The 12,832-nt window shown below is 68.6% G+C and carries 7 protein-coding genes; 2 read left to right on the plus strand and 5 right to left on the minus strand.

Annotated features, from left to right (window positions below; all coding sequences use genetic code 11):
• Window positions 1-28: 28 nt before the first annotated feature.
• From treY to ACCD06_RS25245, 3 genes are all read right to left on the minus strand, one after another.
• On the minus strand, window positions 29-2,809 hold the full coding sequence (gene treY / locus ACCD06_RS25235) for a malto-oligosyltrehalose synthase (RefSeq protein ID WP_413344343.1): 2,781 nt from the start codon (window positions 2,807-2,809) through the stop codon (window positions 29-31).
• 39 nt (window positions 2,810-2,848) lie between these two features.
• Window positions 2,849-8,467: a malto-oligosyltrehalose trehalohydrolase gene (gene treZ / locus ACCD06_RS25240; RefSeq protein WP_413344345.1), complete on the minus strand. Its 5,619-nt coding sequence runs from the start codon at window positions 8,465-8,467 to the stop codon at window positions 2,849-2,851.
• A 120-nt stretch (window positions 8,468-8,587) separates the two neighbouring features.
• Entirely contained in the window at window positions 8,588-8,896 is a 309-nt protein-coding gene (locus ACCD06_RS25245; protein ID WP_085083633.1) for a hypothetical protein, read from the minus strand.
• Between the two features lie 227 nt (window positions 8,897-9,123).
• On the opposite strand from ACCD06_RS25245, the gene ACCD06_RS25250 reads away from it, so the two are divergent.
• Together ACCD06_RS25250 and ACCD06_RS25255 are read left to right on the plus strand one after the other, a co-directional pair.
• Window positions 9,124-9,288 carry a hypothetical protein gene (locus tag ACCD06_RS25250; protein ID WP_413344347.1) on the plus strand — a complete coding sequence of 55 codons (165 nt, stop codon included), beginning with the start codon at window positions 9,124-9,126 and terminating at the stop codon, window positions 9,286-9,288.
• A gap of 73 nt (window positions 9,289-9,361) precedes the next feature.
• Complete coding sequence (locus ACCD06_RS25255) at window positions 9,362-9,538, plus strand: hypothetical protein (protein ID WP_413344349.1); 177 nt, start codon at window positions 9,362-9,364, stop codon at window positions 9,536-9,538.
• 66 nt (window positions 9,539-9,604) lie between these two features.
• Here ACCD06_RS25255 and ACCD06_RS25260 read toward each other — a convergent pair whose 3' ends face one another.
• Together ACCD06_RS25260 and ACCD06_RS25265 are read right to left on the minus strand one after the other, a co-directional pair.
• Window positions 9,605-10,960, minus strand: a complete 1,356-nt coding sequence (locus tag ACCD06_RS25260) for a sigma-54-dependent transcriptional regulator (protein ID WP_413344351.1) — start codon at window positions 10,958-10,960, stop codon at window positions 9,605-9,607.
• Entirely contained in the window at window positions 10,957-12,792 is a 1,836-nt protein-coding gene (locus tag ACCD06_RS25265) for an ATP-binding protein (RefSeq protein ID WP_413344354.1), read from the minus strand. The genes ACCD06_RS25260 and ACCD06_RS25265 overlap by 4 nt, the downstream gene beginning before the upstream one ends.
• Window positions 12,793-12,832 lie beyond the last annotated feature (40 nt).

Here is a 12,832-nt window from a genome sequence, read left to right on the forward strand (position 1 = left end):
CCTGAATTTGCGGAGAAGCCTCCCCGTCTTACCCTTCCTGTGACAGCAGGGCCACCGGCAGATCGGCGAACAGCGTCGCCGCCATCATGGCGTCGCCGCCTTCCACCTCCGCCCCGGTCAGCCGGTTGCGCCAGCGGGCGCCGCGCGGCAGCGGGATGGCGGTGTTTCCCCAGTCCGGGCTTTCGCCCAACTGCCCGACCAGCCGCGGCACCGCCACCAGAACCGTGTCGTCACCATTGCGCCGGGCATAGGCCACCACATGGTCGGCGCGGTCGCCGGTCGCCTCCAGCGGCAGATACTCGCCGGCACTGAAGACCTCCGGCATCTCCGCCCGGACCTGCAGGGCCTGCCGGGTCAGCGCCAGTTTCACCGCACCGTCCGTCCAGCGTTCCAGCAAACCGGGCACGGCGCCGCGCTCCACCGCCTCCTCGACCTCGTCCAGCAGCTTGCGGCGGGCATCGTAATCCACCGGCAGGCGATTGTCCGGATCGACGAGGCTGAGGTTCCACAGCTCGCAACCCTGATAGATGTCGGGCACGCCGGGGCTGGTCAGTTTCAGCAGCGTCTGGGACAGCCCATTCACCATGCCGATGCGCGCCAGCGCCGCCTGGAAGGGCAGGAAGGCCTCCAGGAAGGCGTTGCGGCGGGTCACGTCCAGCGCATCATGGATGAAGCTGACGACCGCCCCCTCATAGGCCTCGTTCGGAGCGGCCCAGGTCGAATGGACCTTGGCCTCGCGCATCGACTTGGTCATGGCGCCGACGATGCGCTCTGCGAAGGCGGTCATCGCAGGCTGGTCGATCTGCTCGACCGAGGCGCCGGTCAGTTCCGCCGGCCAGGCACCGAGAAGCAGTTGGTAGAACAGGTACTCGTCGTTGCGGTCGGGCGGGGCGGTGCCCTCCACATCGCCGCGCCGGGCGCGCAACAGACGGCTCCAGGTCTGGACCTGCCGTTCCCACTCCTCCGGCATCTCAGACAGGGCGTAGAGGCGGGCGCGGGTGTCTTCGCCGCGCTTGGTGTCATGGGTGGTGCTGGCCAGCATGTTGTTCGGCCAGTTGCGGGCGCGGTCCTGGTTGGCGCGGTGGAAGGCGGAAATGCTGACCCCGAAATGGTCGGGATGGCCGCCCACCTCATTCAGCGCCACCAGCCGGTTGTAGCGGTAGAAGGCGGTGTCCTCCAGCCCCTTGGCCATCACCGGTCCGCTGTACTGCTGGAACCGCATGGCGAAGCGCGTGACCTGCTGATGGCTGTAGCCGCTCTTGGGAGCCGCCACCAGATCGGTGGTCAGCAGCCGCTGCAGGAAATCATAGACCGAGCCGTCCGGCCCCTGTTCCACCCGCCGCGCCTGGGAGATCGCCCAGTCGATGTCGCGGCGGTCGAGGTCGCTCGGCACGCCGCCGTCGACATAGGTGCGATAGACGGGGAAGCGGGCGATGGTCTCCTTCAGCGCCTGATGCAGGATGTTGGCGGTGAAGTCGGCGGTGGCGGGGTTGGAGCGGGCGATGCGCGACGCCTTGCGCGACAGCACGTTCAACTCGCTCGCCATCTCGCTTTCCATGATGCGGATCTTGCACTGCCGCACCACGTCCTCGAAATCGTCGCGCCGGCCGATGAAGTCGGCGTAGAGGCGGGTGAAGACCTCCTCCGCCTTCGGATCGACGAACAGCCCGCCCATCAGGTTGGCGTATTCGTAGCCGGTGGTGCCGTCGATCGGCCAATCCTCGCGCAGCCGCTCATGCCGGGCGAGGATCTTCTCCACCACCAGATAGAAGGGCTTGGAGGAGGCCGCGACCAGCCGCTCGCAATAGCCCTTGGGGTCGATCAGCCCGTCGATGTGGTCGATGCGGATGCCGTCGAGCGTGCCGTCCGCCACCATCCCCAGCACCATGCGGTGGGCAACGTCGAACAGCTCCGGCTCGTCCATGCGCAGGCCGGCCAGCTCGTTGATGTTGAAGAAGCGGCGATAGTTGATATCGTCGGCCGCCACCTTGAAATAGGCGACGCGCCAGTTCTGGCCGGCGATCAGCTCATGCAGATGGCCCCAGGTGTCGATCTCCCCCTGGTATCCACGGAAGACCGCAAGCCGCTGGTTGATCGCGTCGGCCATGTCGGGCCGGGTGGCCACCAATCCCGCCAGTTCCGCCTTCAGGTCGGAGGCGCGGCGAAGCTGGTGCGGGCGGGCATCCATCAGATGGGTGAAGGCGTCGGCGATCCGCTCCAGATCCGGGTGGTCGCTGCTCAGGATGGTGCCGTAATCCTGCGGCCGCACCGGCAGCTTGTGGCTGCCATAGGCCCAGACGGCGAAGCTGCCGGTCTCCGGATCGAAGCGAAGCTCCAGCCCGCCCGACACCAGCACCGCGCCATACTGGTCGCCCAGGAACGGCACCAGGACCTTGCCCTGCAGATAGCGGTAGTCGGATTCCCATTCGATGTCGAAATACCCGGCATACGGGCTGTCCGGACCCCACTCCAGCACGTTCAACCACCATTCGTTGTCGCTGCCGCCGACACCCATGTGGTTGGGGACGAAATCCAGAATCTGGCCCAGGTTGTTGCGCTTCAGCGCCTCCACCAGATCGCGGAAGTCGTTCTGGTCGCCGACCTCCGGATTCAATTCGTTGTGATTGACGATGTCGTAGCCGTGGGTGCTGCCCGGCCGCGCCTTCATGTAGGGGGAGGCATAGAGATGACTGACGCCCAGACGGGCGATGTAATCGGCGATGGCGGCGGTGCGGTCGAAGCCGAACTCGCCATTCAGTTGGACCCGGTACGTCGCACGAGGGATGGGCTTGCCGGCGGCGGGGGCCATGGGTGTGTGCTCCTCGGAGTAGGGAAGGGCGTTTTTTAGTTAGCGGCGGACGGGGGAAGAGGACGGGCGGGCCGCGGCCAGGATGTCGGCGATCGCCGCCGGCTCCGACGCATCGGCCAGTTCCTCCAGCGTCATCGACAGCTTGCGGCGCCAGTTGGGGTATTGGTCGGTGGTGCCGGGCAGATTGACCTGATCGCGTTCGCGGGTCATGTCGTCCAGCTGCGCCACCGCCAGCGCCGCGTTGGTGCGGGCGAGGAAGGCATGCACCGCATGGTCCAGCACTTCGTCATAAGGACTGTCGGGTCCAAAGCCGGCGGGCAGGGCGATGTCGGCGGCGCGCAGGGCATCGACCAGGGCGTTGCGGTCGGCGGAGCGGCGGGCCTGCTGCTTCTCCGCCTCGTCCGCCGCCGGATAGAGACCCTTATCGGCCTTCAGCACGATGTCGTCGCCCTCCCACCAGCCGCGCAGCGTGGCGAGGTCGTGGCTGCCAACGGTGGCGAGCGCCAGTTCCGGATACTCGTCCGGCCCCTTGAAGGCGCCGTCCTCCGTCCATTCGAAGAAGACGACGCGGTAGCTCAGCACCCCGGCCTCGGTCATCCGCTCGCGGAAACCGTCGGGCACGGTGCCCAGATCCTCGCCCACGACGAGGCAGCGGTGCCTCTGGCTCTCCAGCGCCAGGATGCCCAGCAGATCCTCCATCGGATAGGCAACATAGGCGCCCTCACCCGGCGGGCGGCCGTCCGGGATCCAATAGACATGCTGCAACGCCATGGCGTGGTCGATGCGCAGCGCACCGGCATGGCGCATGTTGGCGCGCACCAGATCGATGAAGGGCTGATAGCCAGCCGCGCGCAACGCCTGTGGATGGAAGGGCGGCAGCCCCCAATCCTGGCCGGCCGGGTTGAACAGGTCGGGAGGGGCGCCGACATGGGCCGCGTCCACCACCGCCTGCGGCGTCATCCAGGTCTCCGCCCCGCTGGCGTCGGCACCGACCGCAAGGTCGCGGTAGAAGCCGATGGTCATGCCAAGCTCGGTCGCCCGCTCCGCCGCCGCGCGCAGCTGATCGTCGGCCAGCCATTGCAGCCAGGCGAAATAGGCGACGCGATCGGAATGCTCCTCGGCGAACCGCTCCACCGCCGACGCGGTGGCGTCGTGGTACTCCGCCGGCCATCGGTGCCAATCGGCCTTGCCCTCTTGCGCGAAGCGTTCCCGCAATGCCTGGAAGGTGGCGAACCGCTCCAGCCCGATGCCGCTGCCAGTCCAGAAGGCATCGAAGGCGGCGCGGCGTTCCGGCTTGGCCGATGTCTGGAAATCGGCGAAGAGCTTTTCCAGAATCGGCAACTTCAGCTTGGCGACCGCGGTGTAATCGACGTGGGAGGTGGACCGCGCCGCCTCCAACGCCTGCCGGAACTCCGGCGAAGCCGCTTTGCGGCGCATGTCGGCGTCGTCCAGGAATTCCGGTACGGCGGTGACGTCGATGTAGAGCGGGTTCAGGAACAGCCGGCTGGCCGGGGAATAGGGGCTGGCATGGTCAGGATTGTCGAGGAACATGGCATGCAGCGGGTTCAGCCCGATCACCGCCGCCCCGCGCGCCGCCGCGATTTCGGCCAGCGTCCGCAAATCGCCGAAATCGCCGATGCCCCAGTCATGGTCGCTGCGCAGGGTGTAAAGCTGCGCCGACAGCCCCCACAGCTTCTCCCCCACCAGCATCGGTGTCGGCAGATGGCAGCGGGCCGGCGCCAGGATCAGGCGGGTTTCCGCCACGCCATGTTCCGTCTCCACCCGCAGCGTGTGGTAGCCGGCCTTGTCCAGTTTGCCCAGCGGCAGGCGCCGCTCGGCATAGGTCACGTCGCCGGCGGTGATGCAGCGGCAACGCGGCAGGCTGCCGAAGCCGACCACGCCGCTCTGCGTCGCCCCACTTTCCAGCGTCAGGGTATAGCGCAGAGTCCGCGTGCCGTGGGGCAAGGTGACCGGCACGGTGACCGCCGCCCCGGCGCGGCGGACCACCGCCGGGGGCAGGGCGCGGCCATACTCCTCCTCGTCCAGCCGGTCGAGATGGGCCAGCGCGGCGGCCTCGTCCCCCGCCTCCACCCCCATCGCCGATAACAGGGCGCGGATGGTCTCCTCGCTGGCCGTCACCGTCTCTCCGGCGGCATTGTCGAAGGAGCGTTCCACCCTCATGCGGTCGGCCAGCCGGTCGAGCGCCGAGGCCTCCTCCAGCCACAGCACCACCGACCATGGGCCGAGCCTGTCGCCCGTCAGCCCGTCGCCTTCGGTCCACAGCACACGGCCCGACGCCTCCGGGAAGCCGGCGGCCGGCTTGTCGCCGAGATTGGCAAAAGCATGCAGGCGGCTGCCGTCGCCCAGCTTCCAGCAGACCGTCAAGCCGGTCTTGCCGACCGCCTTATGGCTCGACGCACCACCGGGAACCCCATCCAGCCGCGGCACGATCTCCGCCCGGCGCGTGGCGAGAGCCCGCCGATACCAGTCGAGCCAATCGGCATGCTCCGCCTGTCCGCGCGCCTCCCAATCCAGCTTGGCCGATTCCGCCGTCTCTGGGGCGGTGGGGTCGGGGATGCGGGCGCGGGCGTCAGGATTCTGGAATTCGGGGAATTTGGCGAACTCCTCTGCCCGGCCCTTGCGCACGGCTTCCGCCAGTTCCTCGCCGAAGTCGCAGAAGAAGGGGAAGGGCTTGGCCGATGCCCATTCCTCGCCCATGAACAGCATGGGGATGCCGGGACCCAGCAGATAGAGGATGGTGGCGGCGCGCACCGCCTCGGCCTTGGCGATGTGGGTGATGCGCTCGCCGAAAGCCCGGTTGCCGATCTGGTCGTGGTTCTGGATGAAGGTGACGAAGGCGGTCGGCGGCAGATGGGCCGACGGCTCCCCGCGCATCTCGCCGTCGCGATAGACCGACGGATCGCCCTGGAAGGCGAAACCCTCCGCCAGCGCGCGGCCCCATTTGGCCGGGTCGTGGGCGTAGTCGGCGTAATAGCCGCCATCCTCGCCGGTCGCCGCACTGTGCAGGCAGTGGTGCAGGTCGTCGTTCCACTGGGCGGTGTGCCAGCGCGGGTCGCCCTCACGGTGGCGGGCCAGGAAACGCGCCTGGTTGGCATCGTTCTCCAGCACCAGATGGACGTGGCGCTGGTTTTGGAAATGGCCGTGAACCCGCTCCGCCAGCTCCTCCAGCACATGACGGTCGCCGTCGTCGATGATGGCGTGGACCGCATCCAGCCGCAGGCCATCGAGGTGGTATTCCTCCAGCCAATAGAGCGCGTTGTGGACGAAGAAGTCGCGCACCGGCCCACTGCGCTCGCCATCGACGTTGATCGCTGCGCCCCAGGGGGTCTTGTGGCGGTCGGTGAAGAAGCTGTCGGCGAAGGCGTGGAGGTAATTCCCCTCCGGCCCGAAATGGTTGTAGACGACGTCGAGGAAGACCATCAGCCCGCGGGCATGCGCCTCCTGCACCAGCGTCTTCAGATCCTCCGGCCGGCCATAAGCGCTGTCGGGCGCGAAGGGCAGCACGCCGTCATAGCCCCAGTTGCGCGAGCCGGGGAAGTCGGCCACCGGCATCAGCTCGATCGCGGTGACGCCCAGCTCGACCAGATCGTCCAGCCGGTCGATGGCGGACAGGAAGGTGCCTTCCGGCGTGAAGGTGCCGACATGCAGCTCGTACAGCACCGTCTCGTGCCAGGGGCGGCCGGTCCAGGCGGCATCGGTCCAGACATGCACGCCGGGGTCGATCACCTCGGACGAGCCATGCACGTCGTCCGGCTGGAAGCGGGAGGCCGGATCCGGAATTGCCAGCCCGTCCGGCAGGACGAAGCGGTAACGGCTGCCGGCCTGCGCCCGCGCGGTGGTCAGGCCGAACCAGCCGTCTCCCTGGTCTTCCATCCCGACCGGCTGGCCGCCGTCCTCCAACGACAGCAGGACGGACGCCGCCGTCGGCGCCCACAGGGAGAAACGGACGGACCCGTCGGCCTGCACCTCCGCGCCGAAGGGCATGGAATGGCTGCGACGGCGCTCGTCCACCGGGGGGATGCGGTCACGGTCGCGGCTGGCGATCTCCGGCCCTGCATCGGCGCGGATGATGGCGGTGACGCCGGCCAGCGGGATCCCCACCCAGCCCGGCCGGTTGGCAAGCTCGTATCCGACCTCGTACAGCGCCTTTTCCAGCAGAAACAGCTTCAGCAGGGCAGGGGCCGCCTGCGGGTCGCGCGGGAAGCCGGGGCAGTCGCCGATGGAGCCGCGATAACCGTCGAGGAAGGCAGCCGACGCCGCCCCCTCCCACCAGGACAGCCAAGCGATGCGGGCATCGCGCGACGGAGCATCAAGGCCGGCCGGCATCGCGTCGCGCGCCATGGCGGCGGCATAGGCGATAGAGCGCAACATGCCGGCGACGTCGCGCAGGATGCAATGCTTGGCCCGCCGTTCAGCCAGCGGGCGCATCGGCTCGCCTTCGAAATCGACGATCTGCACGTCACCGCGCGAAACCAGCACCTGCCCCAGATGATAGTCGCCGTGCAGCCGCATGGCGCTGAGGTCGGCGTCTGCAGGGATCAGCGCGTCGATTTGCGCCATCATCGCCGCCTCGCTGGCGGCGAGGGCGTTGGCCTGTGCGGCAATCGCCGGGTCCAGCGTCTGCTTATCCCCTTGCCCGGCAGCGCGCAGACGCTCCAGCACGCGCTTCGCCAGGGTGCGCACGCCGCCGGCCCACTCCCTTAGCCGCTCCGCCGTCGCCGGCTCGGGCGTGAAGGCGTCGCCGCCGCCGGGAGTGGCGAGCGCCCGGTGAAGCTCCGCCGTCCGCTGACCCAGCAGGCGCAGAAAGGCTACGCTGTCGGCATCGGCGGCCTGCGCCGCCTCACTGTCCTCGAAGCGGGCGACGCGGTCGTTCAGATAGCCGGTGACATGGCCCCAGGCGTCCTTCGCCTCCGGCACCAACTCCTGCATCACGCACAGCGTGGTGGAACCGGAGCTGTTGGACCGCTCGACCCAGCCCAGGAGGGCCGGCGTGTTGGGGAACTGCGCCACCTCGGTCAGGAAGCGGCTGACCTCCAGTTCGGGGTGCATACCGGGTTCCAGCTTGCGCAGCCCCTTCAGGATGGCGGCGTCGCCGATGCAGATGGAGGTGTTGGACTGTTCGGCGGTCATCCGATGCAGCGGGGCATCGCTGTGCAACCGTTCCGCCAGCGCCTCGCAGGCACGGGTGTGGCCGGCGGTCAGGCCGGCGGACAGCGCCGTTTCGCTGGGTTCGGGATCACGTTTCAGAATGGCGCCCAGCAGCGCACGGACCACGCCGTCATCGGCATAGCCGTCGCGCAGGCGCCCCGGAACCGGCAGGTCCTTGGAACCTGCGATCACCGACGCATCCTCGCCGGTGCCGCGGTCGAGGATCAGGGGAAGCTGGTAGAGCTGCGGCTCCCGTCCCGGCGGCTCCACCCACAACAGGCAGAGCTGGGCCTGCGATCCGCCGGCGAGCGGCAGCGGCAGGGCGTCTATGATGCGCACGACCGGCCGGCCGGCGTCCTTCGCCGCATACCAGCGGCGGGTCAGGAGATGGTCCGGCAGCAGGTCGTCCTGAAGGCGGGAGAGAATCCCGCTTTCCAGCGGGTTGGCCAATACATTCGGCTGGGCATGTGGCTGCGGCGCGGTGGGCACGAGGGCTCCTCCCCTGTTGAGCGCTGGGTGGCACGTCGCTCAAACAGCACGGCGGGGAGAAATTCCCGCACCCGCGAAGCCGCTTCCACGAACGACCGCGCCCTTCTCCCGAAAGAGTGGTCAGACGGTCCGCGGGTGGTGCGGCAGATGGGCGAGACGGCCGATCCGCTCGGCCACCTGCAGGGCCTCGACCACGTCGTCCAGCCGACCATCGCGCATCAGATTGTGCGCGTGGGTGTTCAGCGCGGCGACGACGGCCCGTTCATCGGACACCCCGCGGGCCGGCTTCCCGTCGGGATCGAGCACGGTGGCGCCAAGCGCCGCCATGGCCTCCGCGGTCAGGTTCACGGCCTCGGACAGGGCCTCTTCGTCGTCTTCCGCTGCGGTCAGGATCGGTTCCAGAAGCTCCGCAAGGAGACGGGGGGTCATGGTGCTAATCCTCGGTGACATTCTAAGGCCGTCCCCTTCGACGTCGGTGCTGTGTGGTCTCCAGTACAACAGCCGAAACGAAGGAAAGGTCCGCCCGGCCGAGCTGTCCGAAGGCCGGTTTCCCGAATCATGGAAAGGGCGGCCGGACACCAGGAGCCACATGGGAACCGCGCGTGCGGCCGGCAAGCGGAACCGGATGTCAACTGCACGAATGGGGGAAGTGAAGGGTGGCGATCCACCGCATTGCCCGGAAAGTTGTGGAGCCTGCTCAGAAAATTCGTAAAAACACCATCGCATTACAAACATGCGGCGGATTGCGCGAGCAGCGTCCGCTGACGGTCCAGGACAAAGAAGCCGATGGCCCTTCCGAACAGAGCATCCGGCGTGGATGATCGCCAGTCGATCACACGGGACAGCGGACCCGCGCCCATTGACGGAAACGGCGGCGGGGGCCATCCTCCTGGTATGGACGACCTGACCCGACGCGTTGACCGGATGGAGGGGCTTCTCGACGAGATGAAGCCGCTGCTGGCGCGTCTCGATGAGCGGCTGAACCATCTCGCGACCAAGGCCGACCTGTCCGCGACAAAGGGTGAGTTGCTGGAGAAGCTGGCTGAAAAGCCGGGCAAAGGTTACCTGTAGACAGTCCTTGCAGTGATCGTCGGCGCCATCCTCGCGTCCGTGGCGGCTGGGGTCAGTCTGAAATAGTCACTCGATAAAATCCTCCCGGCTCAGCCCATAGCGTTTCAGCTTGTCGTAAAAGGTCTTGCGCGGGATGTTCAGCGCCTCGATGGCGGCCTTCACGCTGCCCCGTTGGCGGGCGAGTTCGGACTGGATCAGGCCCTTTTCGAACAGATCCACCTGCTCGGCCAGCGACAGCGTCGACGGTGCCGACACCGGCGCCGGGGCCACATCCTCCAGCCCCAGCACGAAGCGATCGGCGGCGTTGCGCAGTTCGCGGACGTTGCCGGGCCAGTCCTGGCTCATCAGCCGCTGCATCTGCTCGCGGGTGGGCGTCCGCGGCTCGCGGTTGTAACGGGAAGCGGCCTGGGCGACGAAATGCTGGAACAGCAGCGGGATGTCGTCGCGGCGTTCGCGCAGCGGCGGAATGGTCAGCACCACCACATTCAGCCGGTAATAGAGATCGGCACGGAATTTCCCCTCGTCCGCCGCCTGCCGCAGATCCGCCTTGGTGGCGGCGACCACCCGCAGATCGACCGGCACCTGCTCGTTCGATCCCAGCGGTTCGACCACCCGTTCCTGGATCACCCGCAGCAGCTTGACCTGCAGGGCCAGCGGCATGCTTTCGATCTCGTCCAGGAACAGGGTGCCGCCGCCTGCATGTTCGATCCGGCCGACCCGGCGCTTGGCGGCCCCGGTGAAGGCGCCGGCCTCGTGACCGAACAGCTCGCTCTCGAAGATCGTCTCCGGCATGGCGCCGCAATTCAGCGCGACGAAAGGGTTCTTGCGCCGGCGACTGGCGGCGTGCAGCGCGCGGGCGACCATCTCCTTGCCGGTGCCGGTCTCGCCGAACACCAGAACATCGGCGTCGGTGTCCGCGACCGTGGCGATGGTGGCGCGCAGCCGCTCGATGCCCGGCGTGCGGCCGACGATGGTCCCCGCCGGATCGGTTCCGCCGGCGATCTGCGCCCGCAGCCGGCGGTTCTCCAGCACCAGCCGCCGCTTCTCCACCGCGCGCCGGGCGATCTCGGTCAGCCGGTCGGACGGGAAAGGCTTTTCCAGGAAGTCGTAGGCGCCGTTGCGCATCGCCTCCACCGCCATCGGCACATCGCCATGGCCGGTGATGAGGATGACCGGCAGGTCGGGATCGATCTCCCGCACCCGCGCCAGCAGGGCCAGCCCGTCCATCTGCGGCATGCGCACGTCGGTGACGAGGCAGCCCGGCCAGTCGCGGCCGAGATGGCGCAAGGCCCGCTCCGCCCCGTCGCAGGCCGTCACCTCGAATCCTGCCAGTTCCAGCGCCTGCTGCCCGGCCAGCCGCACCGCGCGCTCGTCATCCACGAACAGCACGGCGCCGGCGGCCTCGGGAATGGACTGACTCATGTGGCCTGCTCCGTGGTGGTGAGCCGCAGGGTGAAGACGGCGCCGTGGCCCGGTTTGCCGTTGCGGTTGGCGGCGGTCAGGCTGCCTCCGAAATCCTCGACGATGCCGTGGCTGATCGACAGCCCCAGCCCCAGCCCCTCGCCGGCTTCCTTGGTGGTGAAGAAGGGGACGAACAGCCGGGGCAGGTCGGCCTCTGCGATGCCGCCGCCGGTATCGGCGACGCTCAGCAGCGCCTCGCCCTCCGCCGCGACCAGCCCGATGCGCAGGCGACGCACCGGACAGCCGCGCATGGCGTCGGCGGCGTTGCCGATCAGATTGACCAGCACCTGCTGCAATCGCACATCCTCCGCCACCACCCGGACCGGCTGGTCGGGCAGATCGACCTCGACCGTGATGTCCTCGCGCCGCAGCTTGGATTCCAGCAGGGCCAGCGCCTGGCTCACCGCGCCCTGCACCGACACCGGCCCCAGCGTGCCGGAAGCGCGGCGGGCAAAGCCCTTCAACTGGCGGGTGATCGCGGCCATGCGGTCGGTCAGTTCGGCGATCTCCGCCAGATTGCCGCGCACGGCGTCCATCCGCCCGCGCTCCAGAAGGACCACGGCATTGTCGGCGAAGCTGCGCATGGCGGCGAGCGGCTGGTTGATCTCGTGCGCGATGCCGGCCGACATCTGCCCCAGCGCCGCCAGCTTGGCCGCCTGGGTCAGCTCGTTCTCCGCGGCGCGCAGATCGGCGGTGGCGGCGGCGACCCGGCGCTCCAACTCCGCCCGCGATTCCTCCTGCAGCGCGATCCGCTCGACCAGAGCCACCCGGCGCAGCGCCACCGCATAGGCGGTGAGCGCGGCCATCGCCACCGCGGCGGCGGCCAGCAGCCCGGCGACCCAGGCGCGGGCGGTCACCGGATCGAGGCTGGTCAGGCTGTGCAGGGTCCAATCGCCGCCGGGCATGGCGACGGAGGTCAGCAGATAGCGGCGCTGCCCGTCCTTCTCCTCCAGCGCGATGCGGTCGGACGCTCCGCCAAAGGCCCAGGGCAGCACGTCCAGCCCCTCGCTGGTGCCCTCCGGCACGATGGGCAGGCTGATCGGCAGGCGGCGGGGCAGGGCGTGATAGCGCCAGGACGGCATGTTGGTGATGAACACCACCCCGTCGCGGTCGGTCACCAGCAGCTTTTCCTGCCCCGGCGTCCAGCCCCGCTCCAGCCGGTCGAACCCCAGCTTCAGCACCACCGCCCCCACTGTGCGGTTTTCCGCCACCACCCGGTTCGCCGTGTAATAGCCCGGCACCAGCGAGGTGGTGCCCAGCGCGAAATGGTGCCCCTCCCCCTGGTCCATCGCCATGCGGAAATAGGGACGGTAGGAGAAATTCTCGCCCACGAAGCTGGCGGCGCTGTTCCAGTTGCTGGCCGCCAGCGTCGTTCCCTTGGCGTCCATTACATAAAGCGCCAGCGCATCCAACGCCTGGGCGATGCCCTGCAGCTTGCGGTTCAGCCGGTCGACAGCGGCCGGCGTCGGGTTGACCAGTAGGGCGCGCACCTCCTCATCCTGCGCAAGTGCCAACGGAACGGCGGCATGACGCTCCAGCTCCGCCCGCAGGTTGGCGTTGTAGAGCGCCAGCTGCGCCCGCGCGCTGTCCTTCAGATCGTCCAGCGCCAGGGACGAGGCCCAGCCCGCCGCCAATGCCGCTGCCGCCGGGACGCCGAGCAGCAGCGCCACCATCAGCAGCCGGCGCGGCCGTTCCAGTGCCCGGGCGACCAGCTGCGTCGCCGGCGAGAGCGTCGCGGCGAGGGGGGGAGGGGCGGTCGAATCTGTCGCCGGATCGGTCGGATTGCTCAGCAACGTCTTCCCTGATCGTGCTGCGCCGCAACATTGATGCCGC

It is taken from the genome of Azospirillum sp. CT11-132 (assembly GCF_047302835.1).
Taxonomy (GTDB): domain Bacteria; phylum Pseudomonadota; class Alphaproteobacteria; order Azospirillales; family Azospirillaceae; genus Azospirillum.

What these genes read in the sequence shown, in the direction of transcription:
- ACCD06_RS25255 (WP_413344349.1), top strand. Translation starts at nt 9,362, where the DNA reads ATGGACGACCTGACCCGACGCGTTGACCGGATGGAGGGGCTTCTCGAC.
- treY (WP_413344343.1), bottom strand. Translation starts at nt 2,809, where the DNA reads ATGGCCCCCGCCGCCGGCAAGCCCATCCCTCGTGCGACGTACCGGGTC.
- ACCD06_RS25245 (WP_085083633.1), bottom strand. Translation starts at nt 8,896, where the DNA reads ATGACCCCCCGTCTCCTTGCGGAGCTTCTGGAACCGATCCTGACCGCA.
- ACCD06_RS25260 (WP_413344351.1), bottom strand. Translation starts at nt 10,960, where the DNA reads ATGAGTCAGTCCATTCCCGAGGCCGCCGGCGCCGTGCTGTTCGTGGAT.